This window comes from Pseudomonas syringae CC1557, from assembly GCF_000452705.1.
GTDB lineage: Bacteria > Pseudomonadota > Gammaproteobacteria > Pseudomonadales > Pseudomonadaceae > Aquipseudomonas > Aquipseudomonas syringae_F.
In genome coordinates this window covers 1374055-1400172 of the sequence record NZ_CP007014.1, presented here as the reverse complement: position 1 = coordinate 1400172, position 26118 = coordinate 1374055, and the positions used below count along the sequence as shown (strand labels likewise).

At 55.8% G+C, this 26118-nt stretch carries 26 protein-coding genes; 8 read left to right on the top strand and 18 right to left on the bottom strand.

All coding sequences use genetic code 11. From position 1 onward, the window contains the following. The first annotated feature begins 244 nt into the window (after positions 1–244). A complete protein-coding gene (locus N018_RS06565; protein WP_002552554.1) occupies positions 245–403 on the top strand; it encodes a DUF3309 family protein in 159 nt (52 codons plus the stop codon). A gap of 106 nt (positions 404–509) precedes the next feature. Here N018_RS06565 and N018_RS06560 read toward each other — a convergent pair whose 3' ends face one another. The 3 genes from N018_RS06560 to N018_RS06550 all read right to left on the bottom strand — a co-directional run bounded on the left by N018_RS06560 (position 510) and on the right by N018_RS06550 (position 3566). Then, the gene (locus N018_RS06560) at positions 510–2168 is read right to left on the bottom strand and encodes a cation acetate symporter (RefSeq protein WP_024646335.1); all 1659 of its coding nucleotides are present in this window, start codon (positions 2166–2168) and stop codon (positions 510–512) included. Beyond that, positions 2165–2476, bottom strand: coding sequence for a DUF485 domain-containing protein (locus N018_RS06555; protein ID WP_002552552.1), 312 nt, complete (start codon positions 2474–2476; stop codon positions 2165–2167). The genes N018_RS06560 and N018_RS06555 overlap by 4 nt, the downstream gene beginning before the upstream one ends. Before the next feature lie 235 nt (positions 2477–2711). Next, positions 2712–3566 carry a glycine betaine ABC transporter substrate-binding protein gene (locus N018_RS06550; RefSeq protein ID WP_024646336.1) on the bottom strand — a complete coding sequence of 285 codons (855 nt, stop codon included), beginning with the start codon at positions 3564–3566 and terminating at the stop codon, positions 2712–2714. Between the two features lie 1072 nt (positions 3567–4638). On the opposite strand from N018_RS06550, the gene N018_RS06545 reads away from it, so the two are divergent. The 4 genes from N018_RS06545 (at position 4639) to N018_RS06530 (ending at position 8842) form a co-directional block, all read left to right on the top strand. Continuing rightward, entirely contained in the window at positions 4639–5937 is a 1299-nt protein-coding gene (locus tag N018_RS06545; RefSeq protein ID WP_025389146.1) for a serine/threonine protein kinase, read from the top strand. After that, the gene (locus tag N018_RS06540; protein WP_024646338.1) at positions 5930–6742 is read left to right on the top strand and encodes an MlaA family lipoprotein; all 813 of its coding nucleotides are present in this window, start codon (positions 5930–5932) and stop codon (positions 6740–6742) included. Before N018_RS06545 ends, N018_RS06540 begins: the two co-directional genes overlap by 8 nt. 118 nt (positions 6743–6860) lie before the next feature. Continuing rightward, complete coding sequence (locus N018_RS06535) at positions 6861–7448, top strand: polyribonucleotide nucleotidyltransferase (RefSeq protein ID WP_025389145.1); 588 nt, start codon at positions 6861–6863, stop codon at positions 7446–7448. 317 nt (positions 7449–7765) lie between these two features. Beyond that, positions 7766–8842 (top strand): diguanylate cyclase, encoded by a 1077-nt coding sequence (locus N018_RS06530; protein ID WP_024643638.1) that lies wholly within the window; start codon positions 7766–7768, stop codon positions 8840–8842. 4 nt (positions 8843–8846) lie between these two features. Here N018_RS06530 and N018_RS06525 read toward each other — a convergent pair whose 3' ends face one another. The 5 genes from N018_RS06525 to N018_RS06505 form a co-directional block, all read right to left on the bottom strand. Next, a complete protein-coding gene (locus N018_RS06525) occupies positions 8847–9716 on the bottom strand; it encodes a hypothetical protein (RefSeq protein WP_025389144.1) in 870 nt (289 codons plus the stop codon). A gap of 289 nt (positions 9717–10005) precedes the next feature. After that, entirely contained in the window at positions 10006–10725 is a 720-nt protein-coding gene (locus N018_RS06520; protein WP_025389143.1) for a hypothetical protein, read from the bottom strand. A gap of 170 nt (positions 10726–10895) precedes the next feature. Further along, the gene (locus N018_RS06515; RefSeq protein WP_024643635.1) at positions 10896–11174 is read right to left on the bottom strand and encodes a helix-turn-helix domain-containing protein; all 279 of its coding nucleotides are present in this window, start codon (positions 11172–11174) and stop codon (positions 10896–10898) included. Positions 11175–11563: 389 nt separating this feature from the next. Then, positions 11564–12856, bottom strand: a complete 1293-nt coding sequence (locus N018_RS06510) for an MFS transporter (protein ID WP_025389142.1) — start codon at positions 12854–12856, stop codon at positions 11564–11566. A 279-nt stretch (positions 12857–13135) separates the two neighbouring features. Next, entirely contained in the window at positions 13136–15310 is a 2175-nt protein-coding gene (locus N018_RS06505; RefSeq protein WP_025389141.1) for a TonB-dependent siderophore receptor, read from the bottom strand. Positions 15311–15607: 297 nt separating this feature from the next. On the opposite strand from N018_RS06505, the gene N018_RS06500 reads away from it, so the two are divergent. After that, positions 15608–15919: a PepSY domain-containing protein gene (locus N018_RS06500; RefSeq protein ID WP_024643714.1), complete on the top strand. Its 312-nt coding sequence runs from the start codon at positions 15608–15610 to the stop codon at positions 15917–15919. A gap of 83 nt (positions 15920–16002) precedes the next feature. On the opposite strand, the gene N018_RS06495 is transcribed toward N018_RS06500, so the two are convergent. From N018_RS06495 to N018_RS06465, 7 genes are all read right to left on the bottom strand, one after another. Continuing rightward, positions 16003–17166: a PQQ-dependent sugar dehydrogenase gene (locus N018_RS06495; protein ID WP_025389140.1), complete on the bottom strand. Its 1164-nt coding sequence runs from the start codon at positions 17164–17166 to the stop codon at positions 16003–16005. Between the two features lie 62 nt (positions 17167–17228). After that, positions 17229–17549: a hypothetical protein gene (locus tag N018_RS06490; protein WP_025389139.1), complete on the bottom strand. Its 321-nt coding sequence runs from the start codon at positions 17547–17549 to the stop codon at positions 17229–17231. Positions 17550–17700: 151 nt separating this feature from the next. Continuing rightward, the gene (locus N018_RS06485) at positions 17701–18885 is read right to left on the bottom strand and encodes a GAF domain-containing sensor histidine kinase (RefSeq protein ID WP_025389138.1); all 1185 of its coding nucleotides are present in this window, start codon (positions 18883–18885) and stop codon (positions 17701–17703) included. A gap of 140 nt (positions 18886–19025) precedes the next feature. Further along, on the bottom strand, positions 19026–20201 hold the full coding sequence (locus tag N018_RS06480; RefSeq protein ID WP_025389137.1) for a PAS domain-containing sensor histidine kinase: 1176 nt from the start codon (positions 20199–20201) through the stop codon (positions 19026–19028). After that, positions 20191–21012 (bottom strand): alpha/beta fold hydrolase, encoded by an 822-nt coding sequence (locus N018_RS06475; RefSeq protein ID WP_024643709.1) that lies wholly within the window; start codon positions 21010–21012, stop codon positions 20191–20193. Before N018_RS06475 ends, N018_RS06480 begins: the two co-directional genes overlap by 11 nt. A 321-nt stretch (positions 21013–21333) precedes the next feature. Further along, positions 21334–21771, bottom strand: coding sequence for a nucleoside deaminase (locus N018_RS06470; protein ID WP_024643708.1), 438 nt, complete (start codon positions 21769–21771; stop codon positions 21334–21336). A 140-nt stretch (positions 21772–21911) separates the two neighbouring features. Beyond that, complete coding sequence (locus N018_RS06465) at positions 21912–22925, bottom strand: ABC transporter substrate-binding protein (RefSeq protein WP_025389136.1); 1014 nt, start codon at positions 22923–22925, stop codon at positions 21912–21914. 128 nt (positions 22926–23053) lie between these two features. On the opposite strand from N018_RS06465, the gene N018_RS06460 reads away from it, so the two are divergent. After that, positions 23054–23464: a GNAT family N-acetyltransferase gene (locus tag N018_RS06460; RefSeq protein ID WP_025389135.1), complete on the top strand. Its 411-nt coding sequence runs from the start codon at positions 23054–23056 to the stop codon at positions 23462–23464. A 24-nt stretch (positions 23465–23488) separates the two neighbouring features. On the opposite strand, the gene def is transcribed toward N018_RS06460, so the two are convergent. The 3 genes from def to N018_RS06445 form a co-directional block, all read right to left on the bottom strand. Then, positions 23489–24028 carry a peptide deformylase gene (gene def / locus N018_RS06455; RefSeq protein WP_024643705.1) on the bottom strand — a complete coding sequence of 180 codons (540 nt, stop codon included), beginning with the start codon at positions 24026–24028 and terminating at the stop codon, positions 23489–23491. 46 nt (positions 24029–24074) lie between these two features. Beyond that, positions 24075–25046 (bottom strand): YihY/virulence factor BrkB family protein, encoded by a 972-nt coding sequence (locus N018_RS06450; protein ID WP_024643704.1) that lies wholly within the window; start codon positions 25044–25046, stop codon positions 24075–24077. 226 nt (positions 25047–25272) lie between these two features. Continuing rightward, positions 25273–25464, bottom strand: a complete 192-nt coding sequence (locus tag N018_RS06445; RefSeq protein WP_024643703.1) for a CsbD family protein — start codon at positions 25462–25464, stop codon at positions 25273–25275. 242 nt (positions 25465–25706) lie between these two features. Between N018_RS06445 and N018_RS06435 the strand changes: the two genes are divergently transcribed. Then, a complete protein-coding gene (locus N018_RS06435) occupies positions 25707–26087 on the top strand; it encodes a hypothetical protein (RefSeq protein ID WP_024643702.1) in 381 nt (126 codons plus the stop codon). Positions 26088–26118: the final 31 nt, after the last annotated feature.

The following is a 26118-nucleotide window of genomic DNA, read 5'->3' as shown; positions in this document are numbered from 1 at the left end:
GTTCAATTGTTTTTAAGACTATTTAACCCATTACTTGCCAATAAAATCGTTTTATTGTCGGACAAAACCTCATCAAGCCCATGATTTTAATGGTTTTTAAAATTTGTAAGGAATTATTGAAAATAGGCCGAACCTTTCCTGAACGGTGGCAGTCGGATGATTCAAGCAGATAAACACACCACCTTCCGGTGCGAAAATTTATCGGCACTTGCTATCCAACTGTAATTAAAAGAGGGAACTCACTATGGGCATCGGCACTATTCTTATCATCGTTCTGATTCTGCTGCTGGTCGGCGGTCTGCCAGTATTCCCGCACTCGCGCAGCTGGGGCTACGGTCCGTCGGGCATCATCGGTACGATCCTGGTGATCCTGCTGATTCTGGTGTTGCTCGGCAAGATATAACCGGCTACCTCAGGCAGCAGACTAGAGCCCCGCTTTCACAGGCGGGGCTTTTTTATGGCCCATGAAAAAGCAGCCCGAAGGCTGCTTCTTTCATTACCTGCGATGTTTAGTGCGAAACCGCACCGCTGGCACCCAGCCCTGTTTGCGACCGGACGAACTGCGGGTAGAACAAGGCGCGCTCGCCCTCGGCCGCTTTCGACTTGTCGGTGATGGAGAAGAACCAGATACCCACGAATGCGATGGCGATCGAGAACAGCGCCGGGTATTCGTAAGGGAAGATGGCTTTCTCGTGATGCAGTATCTGCACCCAGATGGTCGGACCCAGCACCATCAGCACCACAGCGCTGATCAAGCCCATCCAGCCGCCAATCATGGCGCCACGGGTGGTCAGGTTTTTCCAGTACATGGAAAGCAGCAGGATCGGGAAGTTACAGCTGGCCGCAACCGAGAACGCCAGACCTACCATGAACGCGATGTTCTGACTTTCAAAAGCGATGCCTAACAGGATCGCCACGACTGCCAGCGCGATGGTGGTCATTTTCGAGATGCGGATCTCGTCCTTCTCATTGGCCTTGCCTTCCTTGATCACGCTGGCGTAAAGGTCATGCGAGACCGCCGAAGCACCGGCCAGGGTCAGACCGGCAACCACCGCAAGGATGGTGGCGAAGGCCACTGCCGAAATGAAGCCCAGGAACAGGCTGCCACCCACTGCGTCGGCGAGGTGAATCGCCGCCATGTTGTTACCGCCCAGCAAGGCACCTGCTGCGTCCTTGAACGCCGGGTTGGTGCTCACCAGCAGGATCGCGCCAAAACCGATGATGAAGGTCAGGATGTAGAAGTAGCCGATGAAGCCAGTGGCATACAACACTGATTTACGGGCTTCCTTGGCATCGCTCACAGTGAAGAAGCGCATGAGGATGTGTGGCAGACCGGCCGTACCGAACATCAGCGCCAGGCCCAGCGAGAACGCAGAGATCGGATCTTTCACCAGACCGCCGGGGCTCATGATCGCTTCACCTTTAGGGTGAACCTTGATCGCCTCGGAGAACAGAGTGTTGAAGTCGAAGTTGACGTGCTTCATGACCATCAGCGCCATGAACGATGCACCGGACAGCAGCATGACCGCCTTGATGATCTGCACCCAGGTGGTGGCCAGCATGCCGCCGAACAACACATAGAGGCACATCAGGATACCGACCAGCACCACCGCAACGGTGTAGTCCAGACCAAACAGCAACTGGATCAGTTTGCCGGCACCGACCATCTGCGCAATCAGGTAAAACGCCACCACCACCAGCGAACCGCAGGCAGACAGGGTGCGAATCTCTTTTTGCTTGAGGCGGTACGACGCCACGTCGGCGAAGGTGTATTTACCCAGGTTGCGCAGACGTTCGGCGATGAGGAACAGAATGATCGGCCAACCGACCAGGAAGCCGATCGAGTAGATCAGGCCGTCGTAGCCAGAGGTGTAGACCAGTGCGGAAATACCCAGAAAGGATGCCGCCGACATGTAATCACCAGCAATCGCCAGACCATTCTGAAAGCCGGTGATCTTGCCGCCCGCCGAGTAGTAGTCAGATGCCGTCTTGTTCTTTTTCGAAGCCCAGTAAGTAATGCACAGTGTAAAGGCAACGAATATGACGAACATGATGATCGCAGCAACGTTGAGCGGTTGTTTCTGTACTGCGCCAGTCAACGCGTCTGCCGCCCAGAGGGTCGGAGCGAATGCGGCCAGGCCAAGTGTTGCGGATAGGCGCCGGATCATTGCTGAGCCTCCTTCAGGATCGCGTTGTTCAAGTCATCGAATTCGCCGTTTGCGCGACGAACATAGATAGCGGTTAGCACGAACGCTGAAAGGATCAGCCCTACGCCTATCGGCATTCCCCAGGTAATGGTCGACGTGGGACTTAGTTTGGCACCCAGAATATGGGGGCCATAAGCAATCAAAAGAATAAAGGCTGCATACAGCCCAAGCATGATCGCCGAAAGAATCCAGGCGAAACGCTCTCTTTTGGATACCAGCTCCTTGAAACGGGGGCTGTTTTGAATCGAGAGGTAAATGCTGTCGTTCATTGTTTTTGTCCTCGCAGCACAGATGAGATGTCACGTAACGCACTTTAGTCGGGTCCGGCGCGCACTCCAGACGACCTTAGTATTAGAACGACATTAGCCGTAGATTGCGGTAATCACACGATGTCGTCCGACCGGCAGTCGGTCGCGTAGAAAATACGTGTGGTCAGAAAAGCAAAAGGCCATCTGGCGATAACACCAGATGGCCTTGAGAAGGTCATTGCAGAGCGCTTTGAAACTATTTAGCAGTCCACGCAGCGACACGGTCCGGGTGTTTGGCCACCCAATCCTTGGCTGCCGCTTCAGGCTTTGCGCCGTCCTGAATAGCCAGCATCACTTCTCCGATCTCATCCTTGGAAGCCCACTGGAATTTTTTCAGGAAAGCCACGACGTCCGGCGCTTTTTTCTCCAGGCTCAGGCTGCCAATGTTGTCGACGGTTTCCGCAGCGCCATAGACGCCTTTGGGATCGTCCAGAAAGCGCAGCTTCCACTTGGCGAACATCCAGTGCGGCACCCAACCGGTAACCACAATGGCTTTCTTGGCCTTCTCGGCACGGGTAAGCTCGGCAATCATGCCCGCGCCGGAACTGGCCTGCAGTTTGTAGCCGTCCAGCGCGTAATCCTTGATGGCCTGATCGGTCTTGAGCATCACGCCCGAACCGGCATCGATCCCGGTGATCTTCTTGTTGAAGGAATCATCGGTCTTGAGGTCTTCAATGCTTTTGGCTTTCACGTATTCAGGCACGATCAGGCCAATCTTGGCGTCCTTGAAGTTGGGGCCGTAATTGACGACCTGATCCTTGTACTTGGCGTAGTACTCGCCATGAGTACCCGGAAGCCAGGCGGACAGCATCAGGTCCAGCTTGTCGGTTGCAACCGCCTGCCACATGATCCCGGCCGCAATAGACTGCAACTTGACCTCATAGCCGAGCTTTTGCTTGATCACTTCGGAAGCCACGTAGGTAGTGGCGACACTGTCGGACCAGCCTTCTACATAACCAATGGTCAGGCTCTTGGTTTCGGCAATCGCCAGCGTGGAGCTGACAGCAAGTACCAGAGCGGCACCCGCCCCCAGTAGTTTTCGCATCATCATCGTCACTTCCCCGGAAGTCTGCACCGACGGTTGTCGGACAGGGTTAACGTTGTTCTCAAGACCGCATCCGCGCCCGGCCTCGGGCATGCTGAGCCCTGCACGCTTTGATCGCTGCCGCGCGTAATGGCACGCACAGCAACGCCACATTGATCATCAACCTGCCGAGCAAAAAGCCATGCTCTGGCTGCGACACTGAGGCAACGGAGAACGACAACATCAAGCTATCAGCGACGACGCTGGCGAGAAAACGTCGCGCACGGCTTGATCTGCTAAGGAAACAGTATGTGTTACCGCGACGTGGCAACGACAAGCCCGAACGGGTAACACGGAAACGTTTTTTACGGCGCTGCATGCATGAAGATTTCGCCACTCCGTACAAGTCTTTGTTTTTAAAGGATTTATAAAAACTGGCACGGCTTCTGCTATGTCTCATGTACAACAAAAACAACAAGTGACGCAGCACCCATAAAAACAATACGTAACGGCTCTGATACAACAAGAACAACACGGACAGAGACGTAGCTAACAGATTTTTTTGGAGTGGATCAGCTTCACAGAGACCTTTCGATGAAAGGCCTCGCAATCGGACAGAGAACAACAAAACTACCCGAAGGTAGCTCCGGAGCCGGTTGGATCATGATGGTGTGCAGCCAGATGATTGAAGTAAGTCAGCGCTCAAAAAAATACGTTTGCTCTTGACCCTGAATAGGGTCGCCCAACAACGCTGTAAAGGGACTGGTCGCCAACAACAATAACAGGCCGCCCTATAACAATAAAAAGAGCAAGTGAAACGCATTGGAGGAGAGCTACGGCTCTCCTTTGTGTTTTCCGGCCCTGAAACCTGGCTCGTGGCCAGGGTGTAGCGGTGATCATTCCCCCACGCCTGGGTGATTACAGCCGGCCGTTCAGGCAGCACGCGAAAAATAAACCGCATATCTGCATTGAAAAATCCCCGGACCGTGTATTGTTCCGTCATATTTACACGGTTAACCGGTGGATGCGGCACTTTGGCACTACACCTTGGTCATAGCCTGCGTATCTCATCAGCACTTCTTTCCCAAGGGATTTAGTCATGCTCCGTTTTCTGCGCTTCGCTACCGTTATAGGTGGCCTGTGTTTAAGTGCGTCCGCTCTGGCGACCAATGTCGACCCAGCCACCTATGGCTATCCGCTGACTAATCCGTTTGAAGCGACCATTGCGACAACGCCGCCCGATCTGCGGCCCGATCTGCCTGACGATGAAGACATCGATCAGGATGTGTACACCCTGAACCTGCACCCCGAGCGCGAGTTCACCCTGCCGGACAACTTCTGGGCAGTGAAGAAGTTGCACTACCGCCTGGCGAAACAGGATCACGCAGCACCGCTGATCTTCCTGATTGCCGGTACCGGCGCGCCTTACAACAGCACTATCAACGAATTCCTGAAAAAGCTGTATTACGGCGCGGGTTATCACGTCGTGCAGTTGTCCTCGCCTACCAGCTACGACTTCATGAGCTCGGCTTCGCGCTTTGCAACCCCGGGTGTGTCCACGGAAGACGCTGAAGACCTGTACCGGGTCATGCAGGCCATTCGTGCCCAGCAAGCGCAGTTACCAGTGACCGAGTATTACCTGACCGGCTACAGTCTTGGCGCACTGAATGCGGCATTCGTCAGCAAGCTTGACGAAACCCGTCGCAGCTTCAACTTCAAGAAGGTGCTGCTGCTCAACCCACCGGTCAACCTCTACACGTCGATCAGCAACCTGGACAAACTGGTGCAGACCAACGTCAAGGGCATCAACAACACCACCACGTTCTATGAACTGGTGCTGGCCAAGCTGACCCGTTACTTCCGGCAAAAAGGCTACATCGACCTCAATGACGCATTGCTGTTCGACTTCCAGCAGTCCAAGCAGCACCTGACCAACGAACAGATGGCAATGCTGATCGGTACGTCGTTCCGCTTCTCGTCGGCCGACATCGCGTTTACCTCCGACCTGATCACCCGCCGTGGTCTGATCACGCCGCCGAAATTTCCGATCTCCGAAGGCACCAGCCTTACGCCGTTCCTCAAGCGTGCCCTGCAATGCGACTTCGATTGCTACCTGACCGAACAGGTCATCCCGATGTGGCGTGCACGCACTGACGGTGGCAGCCTGCTGCAACTGGTGGATCAAGTCAGTCTTTATGCACTCAAGGATTACCTGCACAACAACACCAAGATCTCCGTCATGCACAACGCTGATGATGTGATTCTGGGCTCCGGCGATCTGGGCTTTCTGCGCAAGACCTTTGGCGATCGCCTGACCGTTTATCCTTACGGTGGTCATTGCGGCAACCTTAATTACCGCGTCAACACCGACGCCATGCTGGAGTTTTTCCGTGGCTAAACGTCTTTTACTCCTTGCCGCCCTGCTCTGTGCAGGCACAGCTCAGGCCGCTGACGCGGACACCAGCAACAAGGCTCAGCACCCCGCCACCGTGGCTCGCCAGACTGACGCAGATGGTTTCACTCAGCCACTGAAGTCGCTGCAGTTCAACCCGGGGCTGGATCAGCGCGAATTCGAGCGCGCTTCCATCAACGCACTGGAAGTCTACGACCCTCTGGAGTCGTGGAACCGCCGGGTCTATCACTTCAACTACCGCTTTGACGAGTGGGTGTTTCTACCTGCCGTGAATGGCTATCGTTATGTGACGCCAGGCTTCGTGCGCAGCGGTGTCAGCAACTTCTTCAGCAACCTGGGCGACGTCTCCAACCTGTTGAACAGCCTGCTGCAGTTCAAGGGCGAGCGCTCGCTGGACATCACCGGTCGCCTGCTGCTCAACACCACCATCGGTGTCGCCGGCCTCTGGGACCCGGCCACCATGATGGGTTTGCCGCGCCAAAGCGAAGACTTCGGCCAGACACTGGGCTTTTATGGTGTGCCTGCCGGCCCTTACCTGGTGTTGCCATTGTTCGGTCCGTCGAACCTGCGCGATACCGGCGGCATGCTGTTTGACTACACGGCTGAAAACCAGATCAACTTCCTGAACGTTGCCGAAGTCAGCAGCGACCATCCGGAAATCACCGTACTGCGTGCGATTGATCGTCGTTACGTGACCAGCTTCCGCTATGGCCAGTTGAACTCGCCGTTCGAGTACGAGAAGGTCCGCTACGTGTACACCGAATCGCGCAAATTGCAGGTTGCTGAATAAGCTACACGCTATACAAGAACGGCCAGCCGGAGTGATCGGGCTGGCCGTTTTTTATGGCACTTTCTTTGTCTCTGGGCACTCCCATACGGCAGTCATTACCCGTCAAAAAGGAATTTTCATGCGCTCTTTCGGTTTCAAGGCAATTGTAGTGTGCGTCGCGCTGGCTGCCTGCCAGAGCATGATCAGCGTCCAGGCCGCCACCAAGCCACAGGCTGCTGCGCCCGCCGTTGCGGCGCAGAAGGTTTCGTTGCTGGGCGGAAAACTGGCGTTTACAGTGCCCGCTGGCTATGTGCAGGGCGAAATGCCCGAGATTGACGCAAAGGCCAAGGCACAGGGCGTATCGGGGGCGTTGTACACCAATGCCACCGACAAACGTGTGCTGATCGTTACCGAAACGCCGATCCCGATGGGCGTTCAGGCCAGCGACAATGACGGTGTGGTGCTGGATGGCCTGGTGACCGGAATACTTGCGCAGCAGAGTGCCGGCTACAAGGATTTCAAAAAGCTGGGCGACCGCAAGATCGTCAAGAAGAATGGCCTCGGCGTGCGTCAGGTCGACACATCAGCCACCATGAGTGACACATCAGTGCTGAGCACTTCGATCGTCACTGCATCCGGCTCTCGGGCTGCCGTGCTGAACGTGGTGTCCAACGCGAAAAATCCTAAAGAGCACGCAGCGCTGGTGAAGACCGTTATCGGTCAGTAATGCAGGTACCTGCGCAGCGTTTTGCCCGCACTCAATTCTAAATGATCGGACAGTATGTCTATAAATATGCAGACACGCTGTCGGGTTATTCCACCTGAATCACCTTGTATATTTCGTCATATTTTTGAACCGTTTCAAAGGCTCGCTTTGTCAGTTATTTGACTCTGAAACAGCCCTTCATCCGCAATATATAGCTATTTGACATCTCTCAGCAAAATACTCTTCCCATGGCTCTGACGAACGCTCAGACTCCCGCCTTTCGGTTAAGCGATGGTGTTTTCTGACCGATTCAGAAAAGTCATGCTTGGTAAAAAACCATGAGCACACATCACCGCAGGGGACTGGCGTTCGCGAAGCGAATTTACGCCCCGAGAGCACTCGGTGTCAGTGTTGGCTTTATTACTGTCGCGGTGTCGTTGCATTACATGAATGCTGCGAACTGGCTCTGGTCACTGGCGCTGATCAATTCATTGATATGGCCTCATTTCGCTTACCAGGTCGCAAAAAACTCGGATGAACCCTACGCGGCAGAATGGCGCAACCTGCTTTTCGATTCGCTGATGGGAGGCTTCTGGATTGGCGCGATGGGGTTCAATACAGTTCCCTGCGTCACCGTCATCGCAATGATGGCCATGCACAACATGGCAGCGGCGGGTCCGCGACTGATGCTGCAAGGCTTTTGTGCGCAGGCACTGGGTGTACTGATCTCGCTGGCTGCACTCGATCCTGTCATCAATCTGTACGGCAACATGGTGCAGATCTATGCGTGTCTTCCCGTACTGGTGGTCTATCCCATCTTCATCGGCTGGATGAACTATCAGGTCACGCTCAAGCTGCGGGAACACCGGAATATCCTGCACAAACTCAGCCGCACCGACAGCCTGACCGGCCTGCTCAATCATGGCGCATGGAAAGACCTGCTCGATCTGGAGTTCGTCAAGAGCCGCGGCCAGCATCGACAGTGCGCTATCGCCTTGCTCGACATTGACCACTTCAAGATCATCAACGATACCTACGGCCACCTCATGGGCGATACGGTGCTGCAGAATATCAGCGACGCACTGGTCGAAAGTCTTCGCGATACCGACCTGATCGGACGCTGTGGTGGTGATGAATTCTGCGTCATTCTGCCGGATACCAACTCACGTCAGGCGGAAGAAATTCTTGAACGTCTGCGCCAGGCCATTGATAACTTCACCTATTCGCTGCACTTCGAACTCAGGGTCAGCCTGAGTATCGGCATCGCCATTTACACCCCTGAACTGACCGACACCTCGACCTGGTTGCATGAGGCAGACAAAGCGCTGTACCTCGCCAAAAGCAACGGCCGTAACCGCGTGGTGAATGCTCACAATGCGCCAGCAAAGTGCCCGGCACTGAGCGTCAAGGCCTGATCTGTCAACGCGTGTCCTTGAACAGCCTATCGAACAGGGATGAGAAACTCTTGACCCCCATCGCTTTCAGGAAAGTCTCGCGCATGTCGGCGCGCAGGCTTTCAAGGGTTATTTCCTTGGGTTTGGTGGATTTTTTTGCGGATGTTGTTTCTTGAGCGTCGCCTTCGCCGGGCGTGTACTTTTCCTTGGACAGCGTCCTTATGTAGTCGCTCTTCTGGCTTTTATAAGTAGCGAAATCTGCACCCAGTTGCTCAGCTCTTTCCCCCGCCGTCGAGAACCTGTTGATTACTTTTTCCATGAACTCAAAATTATTATGACCTATGGACCCGTAGTCCTTGTCAGTGATGAAGCGAACAAACCCCTGATCCAGCCGCGTTGTTTTTAACGTATCGCTCTCGGTAATACGCTTCGCGGTGGCCGCGTGCTGCTCGGTAAAACTGTAGAAAACCTTGTGGCCTTCCATGTCATATGTTTTGCCTTGGTTATGAGGAAGCATTATCCCTCCATTATCACTCTCCCTATAAGACGCCAACTCAAACGCCAGATCATCGACATAGCCCAGATCAGCTCCCTGAGCACTCGCCCACTCGTAAACATCACCCAGCAACCTGCGATCATCCCGGGTTAAAAAAAACGCCTCGGGCATGGAAATTCCACATTCGGCTTTCCCGAGCATGGGCGCAGAACGACCAGAGTCCGCGAGCCCGAACACTCTGTGTTTCAAGAGAGCCTGGCCGCTGATACTCACTGCAGAGTCTGGAGAGCTTGGTCGGAGGGGAAGATTGGCAAATGGGGGCATATTTTTCGCCGCCCTTTTATCGTCAAGTTGCTGCGCAGTTATCAGTGCTTCTGCTCCGGAACTTATGACTCGCATAACGTTGGCTCCTGCCCATAAGATCCCTGACGATCATCGCCAGGGAGTGACAATCAATACGTTAAATGAAAGATGGCTGTTTCGATGGTATGGAAGCTTATATTGCCAATGCTCGTTTTCGGCATTGCACATCCATCTCGTCGCTGCTCATTTAAATAATTCACTGAAAAATCGAAATAGCCAAGTAATGCCCACAGACACAACCAAGCCTGATACAGAGTATTTAATTGATGCTGCTGCCTATCGAACATTCGACTCATGCGGCACCACCGCCATCCAATGCACGCTCTCAATCAATAGAAAGCTCAAAAGAAGACAGATTATTCAACAGCCACTCCGGCGTATGCTTTTCCAGCAAAGCGCCAATGGGCTGTTGCATTATCAGTTTGCCGTAGAGTATTTCCTCGTGATCAAGGTACGCTTGTTGGGCAGCCCGATAGTTAAGCGGGTAAACACTTTTTTCGATCGGCAAGAGCCTGTCAAAGTGTTCCAGCAAGCCATGGAAGACGATCCGGCGCTCGACGGTTTCCCGTGTAGTGGCGATCAGCTTGACGAAATACTCGCTGTCACGAAGCCTTAGTGCCTCGCGGGCTGCGTATCGCTCAACCAGGGTATGTATCGAGCTGTCATCGAACACGATGCAGCACAGTTCTTCACGCAACATGTTTTTGAACGGGTTTTCTGCGAGGGGTCGGCGGCAATGCAAACCCAGTACACACTGAACCGCACGTTCGGCGAGGGCGAGACGCTTGCGTCCGTGCAAGCATTCCAGGTCTTCAAACAAAGGTGCCTGACGCCCATACGAGCGGACCTGACGGGCGAGCTTCGCAAACAGACCCGCAGGGCCTGATAGCGTTGCCTGCTGCTCAGCCAGTTGAGGAACAGAGAGCGCGGACTGTCGTGTCGCCAACTGGTGAAAATCTGTGGTCAGATTCAAGCCGGATCGGTGCGGGTCCAGTTGTAATGGCTGAACGAGTTCTGATTCGCTCCGACGAAAACAAACAGTCATGAGTGACTCCTTTTATTGTTTATATGTTTTGCACACATCCCTCTGTACAGGCGGCCAGACAGGAGCCGTCCCCTGCAACGATCAGGAAGCAACATGCTTTTTTATAGAGCTGTCTGACAGTGATCAGTAATACCGAACGTGCTAACAAATAACCTTTATCTCAAGACACATTATGTATGAACACGCTCATTGCACAATCCGACAGATGTAGGGGGTAGCGTATTTTTCATTGGCATCAGTAACGATACGCAACGGGCCATGAGCTCCGCACGCGTCCTGACCTGATTTTTTCTGAGCAGCGAAGACACATGATCGCGCACTGTATAGCCACTGATGCTGAGCTGTTTGGCGATTTCCTTGTTCGTGCAGCCCTGCAGCAACAGGCCTAGAACGTCTTGTTCCCTGATCGTCACCCACATGATATTCCCTCTTGCCAGCGTTTTGCCCAAAGACAGTTTGTAAGATTGTTCCTACACTTGCCGCCCATGGCTCAAAGAGTAAATCGGCACGGAGATCTTTTTATTTAGGTTTGCGTTCTCCATGACCGGACTATCTCTCCATGACGTACTACAGCAATTACCCTGATCAGCAATAAAACCACTCAAAAAAGTCTAATATGAGGAAAATTCCTACACGAAATCCGGAAAACTCCTCACTATTTTATTTGTTATTCCCACAGCAAGACGTGAGCAGGCACAATGTTTAGAGCGCGCCCCAAAGCAGAATAATTAAAGGTGGCGTATGTACCGGCAAGCGTAAGATAAACTTGCGCAATGAGAATTACAATCAGCTGTTACAATTACGCTCACAGGCTTGCGGAACTTTTTCAGGATCTTTGCTACACAGCCTTTATATTTCGGCGTCTGCCGTATACGGTGGCGGTGATTAATCCCAAAATACCCATGATCAGGCTGTACAGCACGCAGACCCAGACATTCCACGGCATCAGCACGATCAGCATCAGCGGGGTGGTACTTGCCCAGAGCGCATAGGCAATGTTGTAGGTAACAGAGATCCCCGTGACGCGGATGCCTGCCGGGAACAGCCCGATCATTATTGAAGGCACCACGCCGACGATTCCACACGCCATGCCGGCAATTGCATAGGCCACGCCAAGGGGCAGCCAATGATTGATGAGGCTGGCGTATAGCACGCCAATACCCATTGGCATCAGCAGGCTGTAGATCACCGCAGCGCGCCATGCGCCAATCCGGTCGACAAGCCTGCCCGCCAGCACACAACCGATGTTGAGGAACACGATCCCCACAGCGCTCAACGCAAAGGTGTGGCTCGCGCTGATAGCAAAACGCTGTTGCATGACGGTCGGGGTAATCACCACCAGCACCACCACAGCGGAGGTCAGTACGAACGTCAGCAGTGCAGCGGGCAGCAGGGATGGCCGATGATCACGCAACACGTGGCCAAGCGGCAAGCCGGGCTGATTTTCACGTTGGGCGTGCAAGGCGATAAAAACCGGCGTTTCGCTAAGCCAGCGGCGCAGCCAGACACCGACTACGCCGAATACACCGCCGAGTAAAAACGGGATGCGCCATGCCCAATCGAGAATCTCCGCCGGGCTGAAGACCCGCGCCAGCCAGGCGGCGGTCAGCGCACCTAACAGGTAACCGAACGTCAGGCCCGCTTGCAAAACACCCAGTGCATAGCCCCGATGGCCTTCGGGCGCGTGCTCGGCCACGAATACCCATGCACTTGGCACTTCACCGCCCACGGCAGCGCCTTGCAGAATGCGCAGCGCCAACAGCACCAGCGGTGCCCAATAACCGATCGTCGCGTAGGTGGGCATCACGCCAATCAGCAGGCAAGGCAGCGCCATCATCAGGATACTGAGGCTGAACACGCGCTTTCGTCCCTGTCGGTCGGCAAAATGCGCCATCAGGATCCCGCCCAACGGACGTGCCAGGTAGCCGGTGACAAAGATGCCGAAGCTTTGCAGGAGGCGCAGCCATTCGGGCATATCCGGTGGAAAGAACAGCTGGCTGAGGGTCAGGGCGAAGAACACGAAAATGATGAAATCGTAGATTTCCAGTGCCCCACCCAGCGCCGCAAGGCTCAAGGTCTTGTAATCGGTTTTGCTGAAAGGCTGGGGAGTGGGATGTACGATGGCCGTCATGAAGTGAAGCATCCGAAACATGGCTGAAAAGAACACCCTGCGCTCGCAGGGCGCGAAGAATAACAAAGCTTGGAGGCGTACTGATAAGGAGACTGAAGCCTGCGCAAGGATGTCAGGCGTTGAAAGCTGCCATTTTACGTAGAACGATTACGGGTCTGTGTAAGGTCAACTGACTCGCGTGCAACTTCGCGTCGGCATGCCGTTCAGGCCCCTCCGCGTCCATTGCGACGCAGAGCGTCGTGAACGGTATTCGAACAAGCTGGCAGCCTGCCCATCACCTCAAAAACTGACGGTGGCCGACACTCTCGCCGTTCTCGGTGCGCCCATGAACAGGTAATCATCACCCAGGTATTCGCCGGCATCTCGCCAATAGCGCTTGTCGAGCAGATTATCCACGGTCAGTCGCAGAACGGTGTCGTAACCGCTCACTTTGGTGCTGTAGCGGCTGCCGACGTTGAACAGCGCATAGTCATTGACCTGCACCGTCCCTGTGCGGTCGGCGTATTTGCTTGCGCTGTATTGCACGCCTCCCAGCAGCGCCAGGCCGTGGATCGGCAAGCTGTAATCGGCTTGCAAGGCGGCACGGTATTTGGGCACGTTGAGCGCCTGATGGCCTTCATAGGTCTCGGTGCCACTGCCTTCAACGCGTGCGCGGATTGCCGCCGCGCTGGCCGATATCTGCAGACGTTCGGTCACACGGCCACTGGCACCCAGTTCGAGCCCGGTATTTTTCTGCTCTCCCTGCTGAACATACGTAAAAGTGCCGTCGTCGTTGGGCCTGGAATACTGATAAGCCTGGCGGGCCTGAAACAGCGCAGCTGTCAGGCTCAGGCGCCGCCAGTCGTATTTGATGCCAGCCTCCAACTGCCTGGACACAGTGGGCGCGAGGATTTCGCTGGCATTGCTGGTGAACCAGGCGGCAGTCCCGCCCAATGACAGGCCCTTGCTGTAGCTGGTGTAGAGCGAAACGTTGTCCACCGGCTTGTAGATCAACGCCGCCTGAGGCAGAAAGACCGAACGTTCGGTATGCCGGGCATCGCTGCCGTCCTCGGTGAACGCCTGCTCGTCAAGTCGCACCTGACGGCCGCCCAGCACGGTCTGCCAGTGTTCGTTAAAGCTTATTCTGTCAGTGACAAACAGTCCGTACTGGCGGCTGTCCAGACGCCGCTCAGTGTGCGGCAGAGCGAGGCTGGAAGGTGCAATGGTTTCAGGCGACTCGTTGATGTTGCCCGAACCGACGAACTCGTTGAAGGTGCCGCGCGTGTCTACCGTGCGCCGGTAAGCACTGGCGCCATAGGTCAGTTCATGTTCGAGCGGACCGGTAGTGAACGTGCCGGACATCGCGGCCTCGACTTCGTCATTGCGACGCGTGTCGTCCGGGCTACGGAAGTCATAGATATCGTAGCCGCCCTCGGTGCTGAAGTGATTGGGCACCGCCTCAGCCGCGCAGCTGGCCGAACCGTAGCAGCCCCAGGCGAACGCGCTGTAGTCATCAATCACCACCCTGCTCCGCGATGCACTGAGGCTACCCTTCCAGCTATCGCTGAACCGGTATTCGAAGCGACCGCTCATGTTCAGCGAATCGATCCCGACCGGGTTGGACCAGTGCTGATAACCCAGCAGCTTGCGCGGCGAGGCATCATGGGGCAACGTCGTACCACCTAGCAGTTGGTAGCCCGGCACCGAGCGCTGCTCCTGGGTCTGGTATTCGACGTCGAGTTGCAGCAAGGCACGCTCGCTAATGTTCCAGTCGAACGCCAATGACGCGAAGTCACGCTGTCCATCAGCATGCTGCACGTACGAGCGAATATCTTCATGAGCCAGGTTGGCGCGCAGTCCGAACTGTTGCTCGCTGCCGAACCAGCCGCCGATGTCGGTCGCCAGGTAGCGCGCACCTTGTTCATTGGTGGACACCGTGACCGAGCGAACATCCTGCGCCCGCTTGGTCTGATAGTTGATCACGCCGCCAGGCTCTGAAACGCCGCTCTGCAGGCCAGACAGACCCTTGAGCAACTCGACCTGCTGTTTGTTTTCCAGCGCCACGTTCTGCTCACCGGCAATGCTTCGGCCGTTGATGCGATAGCTGTTGGCCGCGTTCAGGGAAAACCCGCGCACCACAAAATTTTCGTAGTAGCCCACCGGCGCATAACCGTCACCGACCGAGGCATCGTTACGCAGCACATCGCTCAGCAGCCTGGCCTGGCGGTCCTTGATCAACGCTTCGGTAAAGACAGAAACCGAAGCCGGTGTGTCCAGCAGCGAAGCCTGATCAAACCCGGTAATCGATGCGCGCGTCGCCTGGTAATCAGCGGCGCTGTCCTGATCGCTGAGCCCATTCACATTGACCGCCTCCAGATTCACTACCTCGGCGGCCAGCAGAGGCGAGGCTACGGCCATGCCCAAGGGCAACAGACGCCGGGCGAATCGCATGGCAGGTCGGCAGGGTGTACTCATTGATCTGACTCCGGAAGGACTGGCCTGGGCAGACGCAACGCACCTTCCGGCAGGGGGCCACCTTTTACGTTCAACGGTGGTTTTTTTCAAGCCTTGCATGACACGCTGGCGGTAAACATATGGCGCTGGAAAACGTTACGTGGGAAACAGGCAATAGGTACTCGACAGAGACGAAACACGAGTGAGGATAATTAAGCGTGAATTAAGTATGCATGGCTAATCTGACGTCAACAAAAACGCTGAACCTATCAGCGTGTCATGTATCCATTAGAACAGATCAATCAGAAAGGAACTGTCATGAAACTTATACCTGCCCTCTTCGCTGCCGTTGCCCTGACCGCTGCTGCCGGTGTTGCCCAGGCCGATATCGGCCCTGATGAAGTCGTTCGCTTGCACAAGGCTGGCACCGTTGGCGACTTTGAACAGTTCAACAAGCAGGCGCTGGCCAAGCACCCTGGCTTCACGATCAGTGACACAGAACTGGAAAAGGACAAGGCCGGTCGTCTCGTCTATCAGATTGAATTGAAAAACACCAAGGACAATACCGAGTGGAACTACGACGTTGATGCCAAGAGCGGTGAAGTCGTGCGTGACGCCAAGGACAATTGATCCCGTCACTTGACGCCTCAAAGCCATAAAGAAAATTCCCACTCTATTGTGGGAATTTTCTTATTTATACTATTGAAACGTCGTTATTTGGCCAAACCTACTTTCAAAACACTTCCATCGTCATCATCGGTCAGCAGGTACAGATACCCATCTGGCCCTTGTCGAACATCGCGTATGCGCTGCTTCATGTCTTTCAACAGACGCTCTTCATGGACAATCTTGTCGCCGTCGAACTGCAGGCGAATCAACTCTTCAGTTGCCAACGCGCCAATGAACAGACTGTGATCCCACGCCTTGAACTGGCTGTGATCATAAAATGCCATGCCGCTGACGCCCGGTGATTGCTCCCAGACCTGAAATGGCACTTTAGTGCCCTCTACGAACTTGCCTTTGGCCTCGGAGATCGGCGCACCCGAGTAGTCGATGCCGTGGGTAGCAATCGGCCAGCCATAGTTCTGCCCGCGCTCGACGATATTCACTTCATCACCGCCCTTGGGACCGTGCTCGTCAAGCCACAACGTACCCGTCCACGGATTGAGCGTTGCGCCCTGCGGGTTGCGATGACCGTAGGACCAGATTTCCGGACGTACATTTTTCTGCCCTACAAAAGGGTTGTCTTGAGGTACGCCACCGTCGGCGTTGAGCCTCACCACCTTGCCCTGCAGTTTGTCCAGGTCCTGAGCAGTCGGCCGGTTATTGTTCTCGCCCAACGTGATGAACAAGTAACCGTCACGGTCAAAGACCAATCGTGCGCCAAAGTGGTTGCCGACTGACAGTTTCGGTTCCTGGGTGAAGATCTTTTCGAAGCCTTCCAGTTTCGTCATGTCGGCAGACAGACGACCTCGTCCGGCCGCGGTGCCAGCCTTGTCGCCCTCTGCAGCGGTTTTGCCGTTGCCTTCGGAATAGGTCAGATAAACCATTCGGTCTTTGGCGAAGTCCGGAGACAGCACGACGTCGAGCAGGCCGCCTTGCTTCTGTGCCCAGACTTCCGGCACGCCTGAGAGCGGCGCTGACAGTTTACCGTCGGCCGTCACCAGGCGCAGATTGCCGGAACGCTCGGTGACCAGCATGCCTTGTCTGTCGGGCAGAAAGGCCACTGCCCATGGATGATTCAAGCCACCAGCCACTTGGCTGACAGTCACTGTGCCCAGTTCGCTCTTGTAGTTCTCTGTAGCAGCACCGGCAGTCAACGGCAGGCTCAGGATGGCCGCAGTACACAATGTCGCGATCAGGGTTTTTCTCAACATGGGCGATTCCTTATGCATTAGGTGGGCATGCCGCCTGGTGAGGAGCACGCAGATTTGACAATTCAGTTGCCACGCTGGGGCGAAGTCGAGGGCGTCGAAGGACGAGAAGGTGTCTGGCGCGCTGGATAACCGTTACCGATGCCACCGTTTTCCAGAGTGGGCTTGCGTACCGGCGGCGCAATGTTCGGCGCGCGAGTAGGAGGTGTATTGGGTTCGGTCCCCTGACGGCTATTGGGGTTGGCCCGACGGATCGGACTGTTATAAGGATTGCTGCTGGCCCCCCTGTCGAGCGTGCTGTTCGGCAGGGTTTGCGCCTGGACGAAACTGACACTCGCCGACACACCAAGCACGATCCAGGCGATATTGCGCACAAAACTGTTCATCACTACCTCTGCGGAACGGTGAAGACTCGGCTGTTTGATGGCAGATGAGCTTGCAGGTTCGACCGGGCAATCTCGATGAGCAAGAAAAGCGGTGCGAGAGTTTGTAACAAGAATGGTCAGCTACTGTTCGAAAAGCAGTTCGCAACGACAGTCACGCTGACTTCAACGGCATGCTGAACGTGAAAACCGTGCCCTGCTCCCGGGTTGAACACACGCTTAGCGTACCTCCATGAGCAAGAGCAATCTCGTTGGCGATATACAGGCCAAGGCCCAGCCCGGCCTGCGGTTCGTCGGTCACCGGGCGCGAGTAAGGCAGGAACAGCTGCGAACGGACCGACTCGGGTATCGGCTCACCCTGGTTGGTCACGCTGAGCAGAAACAGCTCGCCTTGCACCTCTGCCGCAACCTGCACCGGGCTTTCGTCATCACCATGAGTGATGGCGTTGGAGACCAGATTGGAAAGCAGCTGCGCGATCCGCTCGTGGTCGCAACGAATGCGCTCCAGCATGCCGATATCCGACTCGATCACCCGGGACGGATGAACCCGCTGTATCTCGGACACCACGTGCTCGAGTGTTTTATCCAGCCCTTCGGCGTCGTGGATGCTCAACGGGATGCCATGGCCCATTCGGCCACGGGCGAAATCGAGCACGTCTTCCACCAGCTGGGAAGCGCGCCTGCCTGATTTCAGGATGTGCTGAACGATCTCACCGGCCTTGTCATCCAGCATGCGCCGCTGCAACAGCTCGGCGCTGGCAGTGATGGCAAACAGCGGATTGCGCAGGTCATGCCCGAGCACGGCAATGAACTGCTCGCGTAACTCGGCCACTTCGCGTTCCGCCAGCAAGTCAGCCTGCACTTGCTGCATGTTTTCCTCGGCCTCGATCTGCAAGGCCAGCAGACGCGCAAACGACTCCATCATAGCCTGGACAGGCGTACCGATGAGCTTGGCAGGCTTGGGGTCCAGTGCGCAGATAGTGCCGAAGAAGCTGCCGTCGGTAAGAAACACCGGTACCGAGATGTAGCTCTGGAAATTGTACAGACGCGGGGTGTGATGCTCACAGAACAGCGCATCCTTGGCCACGTGATCAATCACCACCGACTTATGAGAACTGCGTATTTCGTGACAGATCGTGCTGGTCAGCTCCAGCTCGCCACCAGGCTTCAGACCAAAACTCAGGTTGTCCAGGACCGCACAGGCTGTCCACGCACTTTCCGTGACGCGGGCGATGGCTGCAAACCCAAGACCGGTTGATTCGGTAATAACCTGCAGAATGGCCGGCACAGCGCTGATTCGGCTGATTGTGGCGATATCGTTTGCAACGGAATGCCGCATTTCGGACCTGTCAGAAAGCTTGCGGGGGATAAAGCCCGCTATGGTAAAGCCGTACCATTTTTTCTGCATCAGGGAAGTTGCCGAACCCTGATGGCCGGCTCAGGTGTTGCCGGGATCGAAAAAAGCCTGAAGGATAGGCTTCAGGCTGCAGGACGCGGGAAAGTCGCCGTGAACGTCGTGCCCTCTTCTGCCGAAGAGCGCACCGTCACCTCGCCCAGGTGCGCCCGAACGATTTCGCGAACGATGAACAGGCCTAGCCCGACGGTACGGGTTTCGTCGCTGTCGCTGACTACCCGCACCACAGGCTCATACAGTTCATCAACTTTCTCCATCGGTATGGGCTCACCAAAGTTATGCACAGAAAGCCTGATCACATAGGTGTCGAATGACGAGATGATGATGATGTCGCTGTCCTGAGCACCATAGGCGACGGCATTGCTCACCAGATTGCCAAGCATCTGCAGCAATCGATCCGGATCAGCGACGCATGCCCCCTCGCCTTCACTGCGATGGATCAAGACGCGCTCGGGGAACATTTGGCGAAGCTCTTCGACGCCACGGGCGATGACCGTGTGCAGGTCTATTGGCTGAAGGACGACAGTAATGCCGCTGCCAACGCGGGCATGAGTAAAGTCCAGCAGGTCCACGATCATGCGATCGGCACGATCGGTGGAATGGTTGATGTGACCGAGGATCCGCTCCTGCCGCGATTCCAGTTGTGTCCGCTCCAGCAAACCGACTGCCATTTTTATCGCGGCCAGTGGGTTGCGCAGATCGTGGCTGACAATGCCGATCATCTGTTCGGCAAAAATTGCCCGGATTTCCGCCTCGGCATGCGCCAGACGTAGACGGTTGCGTGCCGAGGTGAGCTCTGTCTGAACGGTCATCTGATGTTGCAGCAGCTCTTCGGCCAGCTTGTGCGCCGCGAGCAGTTCGCGCTCGTACTTGCTGCGCTCTTCGGCGAGAAACACTGCGACCTCATGGAGAAAGCCTGACGGATATTCGCGACGTACAGCGTTGAGCATCATCGGTACGGGATGACCGTCGGCGTGGATCAACTCGACTTTGACTTCGGCAATCGAACCCCGAGTCTGCAGCATCGGCGCCCAGTGGGTCTGCAGAAATACTTTGCCTGCCACGTTCAGCAAGTCCTGAAAGCGGTGGCCCAGTACAGCCTCGCGCTTGAGGCCCAGCCAGCGGCAAAAGGTCAGATTGGCACGCTCGATAGTGCCATTGGGCAGCGTCACCAGCAGCCCGCAGGCCGCGTGCTCGTACAGCTCTTCCGTCAATGGCAGGCTTACCTGTTCAACCGGCATGTTCGACACTCTCGTGAGCATCCAGAAACAGGTTCATGGCTGCGATACATTCTTCCGGCGCGCTCATGTGCGGATAGTGCCCTACGTTATCGATCATGTGCAGCGTGCTGCCCGGAATGACTCGATGCAAGTACTCGCCCACTTGAACAGGCACCACCAGATCATCACTGCTTTGCAGAATCAAGGTTTTGCTCTTCAGCTTTTCAACATCGGCGCGGTGATCAGACAGAAATGTCACGCGGGCGAATTGTTTGGCGATCTCGGCGTTGGTGCGGCACAGACTGCTGGCAAGTTCCTCGCCCAGCTCCGGCCGGTCCGAGGCACCCATCAGTGTGGGCGCCATGGTGCTGGACCAGCCCAGGTAATTGCTTTCGAGGGTTTCCAGCAGCGAGTCGACGTCGGCACGGGTAAAGCCACCCACGTAATCCCCGTCATTGAGATAGTGAGGTGAAGGGCCGACCATGATATGACCGGCGAACCGACCAGGCGATTGAAGCTCCGCAAGCACGGCAATCATGCAACTGACCGAATGCCCGACATGTATGACCGGCCCGCTCCCGGCAAACTCGTTCACTACTTCAAGCAAGTCTGTCGCATAGCCTTTGAGTGAAGCGTACTTATGCGGATACCAGGCCGAAACGTCGGAATGTCCGCTACCCACCAGGTCGAACAGGACAACTTTGAAGCGCTCCGCAAAGTGCGGCGCCATGAACCGCCACATATGCTGATCGCAGCCAAAACCATGGGCAAAAATCAGGGTAGCCGGTCCGTCGCCCGTGATTTTGACATTGTTGCGCTGTAGGACCGACATATCGGGCTCCGAAAATAGCCACGCAACCGCCACGGTGTGCATGCATTAAAGAGGGTTAGAAGAGACTATCATCGTTAAAGGCACACTAGTGGCACAAACAGAACTTTAACGTTGCTGCCTGATAAAATGGCACTGTCATTCAAGCCCGTACCTCACGCCCCGTCCGACTGACGATGGTGTCCATGCCGAGCGCACATCGTTATACCCAAGCTAGCTTTTGATTCTGGCCGAAGGCCGTAGGAGCGGACCGGGCGACGCTTCGTTTGTTCGCGAAGGCACGAGAGTCGTAAACACGCTCTGAAAGCAACAGGCTTCAGCCCGTTACTCACCGATATCTTCGTTCCACAGTTCAGGCTTACTGGTGATGAAGCCTTGCATCATATGCCGGCACGCCTCGTTATCTAGAACTTCGATGTGCACGCCACGGGAACGCAGCAGCGCTTCTTCGCCCATGAACGACTGGTTCTCGCCCACGATGACTTTGCGGATGCCGTAGAGCAGGATCGCGCCGCTGCACATGGCGCAGGGTGACAGCGTTGTGTAGAGCACCGCATCACGATAGACGCTGGCCGGTTGGCGACCGGCATTTTCCAGCGCGTCCATCTCGCCATGCCGGGTCGGACTGCCTTCCTGAACACGGCGATTGTGGCCGCGACCAATGATCTTGCCGTCATGCACGATGACCGAGCCGATAGGAATTCCACCCTCATCAAGCCCGAGTTGTGCTTCATCAATTGCAGCTTGCATGAATGCGTCCATGATCTTGCTCCCTATCGTTGACTGTCAGTGTTGCAGTGTCATAAGTGTCGGTCGCGTTCACGATACCGGCAAACGTGACCGGGCGCGAGACGGCTGGGTCATGCTCCCCGGTGCGCGAGACATCTGGCAAAGGCTTGTGCTCACAGGCCGGCGCTGACCTTGGTCGCGACATCGGCAGGCAGCCAGGCTTTCCAGACATCAGGATGCTGTTTGAGAAATGCCTGGGCCACGGCTTTGGGATCTTGATGCCCGGCGCTCATTTCGCCCAGTGTCTTGTTCAGCAGATCAATCGGCAGATCAACCTTTTCGAAGAAGCTCATCAGGTCCGGGTACTGCTTCTTGAACTCGGCAGACACACCGATAGACAGATTGGCAGCCAGCGAGGCACTGCCACGTGGAGCGGGATTGCTGGCGTCGGTCAGGGTTTTCCAGGCCTCTGCATCAAAAGGCGGTTCTTCCAGTTTGATCAGCTTGTAACTACCCAGTAACGGCGTGGGTGACCAGTAGTAGAAGAGCACTGGCTTACCGCGACGGATAGCTGATGCGATCTCCGCGTCCAGTGCGGCGCCCGAGCCGGTGCGGAAGTTGACGAAACTGTCGTTGAGACCGTAAGCCTTGAGCTTTTGGGTGTTGACGATCTCCGAGGTCCAGCCACTCGGGCTATTGAGGAATCGGCCCTTGTCCGGTGATTCGGGGTCTTTGAACACGTCCTTGTAGCGCGCCAGATCAGCAACCGACTTCAGATCAGGCGCCAGTGGCTTGATGCCTTTGGCGGCATCGCCCTTGATCACGTATTCAGGCACCCACCAACCCTCGGTTGCGCCTTTGACGATGTCGCCCACACCGAATACCTTGCCCTCGGACTCGGCCTTGATCCACACCGGACTGCGCCCCGTCCACTCCTCGGCAATCACTTGAATATCATTCTTCGCCAATGCGGTTTCCAGGCTCACGGTGCTGCCGGGCAAGGTATCAGTCGGGTAGCCGTAGCCTTTCTCGACGAGGGTACGCAGCACTTCGGTGATCAGGCTGCCACTTTCCCAGGTCAGTGCGCCAAAGCGGATCGGTGAGGCTTTGTCAGCCGCCGATACTGACTGACCAAGCAGCCCCAGCGCCAGGAGCGAACAGCCCAGCAGTCGTGTTATGGATTTCATGTTCACCTCGTATGGCGTAACAGGATAGGGATCTGAAAGTATCGACATCAGCACACCACCATTAGTTGTGGCGGCAGCAGGCTCTGTATGATGCTAGCCCTCCATTCCGAGCTGTCGAGCCGCCCGAGATGCCCGAAATCACCTTCTGCACGCTGCCTGACGAGAGCCGCCCCTTGCTGGGCAAGTTCTATCGCGAGCATCAGTCATCAATGCGCGCAACCAGCAAGGGCGAGGTGTGGGTGGCCAGACAGCAGGACATCATCGGTGCGCTAAGCCTGACCCCAGTCGCCGACGGCTATTGGCTGACCGCCCTGTTCGTGGCGCCCTCGATGCGCGGCAAGCACGTGGCGCATGACCTTATCAGTGCTGCGACCCGTCCGCTCAAAGGTCCTGTGTGGCTGTTCTGCCATCCTGATCTGCGGGTCTTTTATCAACGTGCGGGGTTTGAAGTTGCCCAGCGTCTGCCGCAGACACTGGGCGAGCGTTTCATGCGCTACAGCCGCAGCAAGCCGTTGATTGCGTTGTGTCGAGAAGCGTAGCGGCGGTTTCGCGCCGACGGCCGATCATTCGTCAGCGTTGGGGTCCATATCCGGAAACATGACATCCATGAAGCCGAACTTGCTGAAATCGGTGATCCGCGACGGGTACAGACGGCCGATCAGGTGATCGCACTCATGCTGGACAACCCGTGCATGAAAGCCATGGGCGATGCGCTCGACAGGGTTGCCTTGCGGGTCGAAACCTTCGTAGCGAATGCTCTGATAACGGTCGACCATGCCACGCAGGCCGGGCACCGAGAGGCAACCTTCCCAACCCTCTTCAAGCTCGGGACTCAACGGCGTAATCAGCGGATTGAGCAGGATTGTCTGCGGAACCGCTTCGGCTTCGGGATAACGCTCGTTACGCTCGAAACCAAAGATGACCAGTTGCAGGTCGATACCTATCTGCGGTGCCGCCAGCCCCACGCCACCGACGCTGTGCATGGTTTCAAACATGTCGGCAATCAGCGTATTCAGTTCGCTGCTGCCGAACATTTCCGTGGGCACTGGAGGAGCGATGCGCAGCAAGCGCTCATCACCCATCTTCAGAATGGTACGGATCATGACTGTCTGCCCTTTACGTAAAACGCGATCTTGCCACAGTTAACGATCAAGCTTCATCTGCCTTTGGCAGCGGCACGGAATGATCGCGTCCCAGACCGGAAACATGCTGTTTGGCACCTGCGTCGTTCTGTTCATCCCCGAGGCCATCGCCTGGTTCTTTCTCGCCTGCTTCCTTGCCTTCAGCAGACATGTGCTCGATCACCGCATTCATTTCCGCCCCCAGCAACAACACGGCAGCCGAAATATAGAAATACAGCAGCAACACGATGATCGCGCCGATACTGCCGTACATCGCGTTGTAATCCGCGAAGGTCTTGACGTAGAAACCGAACGCCAGCGAAGCGACGATCCACACCACTACCGCCAGCACCGAACCCGGCGTGATGAAGCGAAACTCCTGTTTGACGTCAGGCATCACGTAGTAGATCAGCGCCACTGCGATCATCAGCAGCAGGATGATTGCCGGCCAGCGGAGGATGGTCCACAGCGTGACGATAAAGTCTTCCATACCAATCTGCGCGGCGATCCAGTTCATGACCTGCGGCCCGAGGACCATGAAAGCCGCTGCAGCCAGCAACATGCCGGCGATACCGACGGTATACAGAATCGACAGTGGCAGACGCTTCCAGATCGGCCGACCTTCCACCACATCGTACGCGGCGTTCATGGCGCTCATCATCAGGCGCACACCGGCCGAAGCCGTCCATAGCGCAATCACGATACCGATCGACAGCAGCCCCCCTTTCGATTGCTGCAACTGATCGATGACCGGGTTGACCTGCTCAAGCGCCTGGGGTGGCAACAGGAACTCGGATTGCAGCCGCAGCCACGAGAAAAAATCCGGCAAATGCAGAAAGCCAATCAATGCGATCAGAAACAGTAGAAACGGGAATAATGAAAACAGCATCTGGTAAGCCAGTGCCGAGGCATAGGTCGACATCTCGTCGTCGAGAAACTCGTTGACGGTGCGCACCAACACTTTACCGACGTGCAAATTACGCAAATGGGGGAAAATCATGGCGCTTCCTCTTGCTCCCTTACTGGAACACCTAACATCCTGAAGACCGGAATTTCCTGCATCGACCGATACTGCCAGCGTAACGGACCTGCGATCACCGATGGCACATTGACTGGGCAGGTCATGAAAGGTTTCAGTTCGCTGGAGCAGAAAGCATAACGGCCATCCGTGGATGACCGTTAGCGGTGTTGCCTGTTACGGCTTGCGAACGCCGGAAACAGTCAGCTTAGACCTTGTCGACGCCCTTCTTGATAGCGTCCTTTACTTCGCCTTTTGCCTGCTGGCCTTCGCCCTTCAGCTCTTGCACCTTGCCTTCACCTTGCAATTTGGTGTTGTCGGTAGCCTTGCCAACGGCCTGCTTGACGTTACCAACTGCTTCGTTGGCCATGCCTTTGACTTTATCGCTGGTGCTGCTCATCGAAAATCTCCTGGGTCTGAAGACCACACTGGAATCGGATGTCGTACTCGACATCACTATTGACCCGCGATTCTGACCAAGAGTTGCAAGAATATTGCGGCAGGCTTATACCGCTCGTCCGCTGCCCGCCTTGCCTGCATTTCAAGCGCTTACGACGAGTTGCGGCGAACTTTGTGCGAGAATGCGCCGCACCGTTGTCCGGCAAGGCCGACAGGCTGAACAATCCGATTTGCAGGAACATTATGAAACTCGATAAAAAGCTGGCCATCGCGCGCAGAAACCAGGATCTGGGCGGCGCAGTGCTTGGCGTCAACAACACCCATTTCGCCGTGCTGGACCCCAAACGCAACATTTGGTGGTTCGATCTGCCGGTCCCGCGCCTGCAAGTCGGCCAGTACGAGTGGCTGCACCTGCTGATGCACACGCCAGAGACCGATCAACTGTTGCACTTGAAAGTGACCACGGTGTTCATGCGCGATCACATGGAAGGCCTTGAGGTGCGCAATGCCGACAAGCGCAAGCCAACGGTCAGTCTGGAGCTGAGCGCCGACAAGGACTCGTTCCTCAAGGACATGCGCCCCAAGGGCAGCAACCTGAGCTTTGCCGGCTTTTTGCAACAGTAAACGTGATGCGCAAGCTGACTGAAAGTCGCCC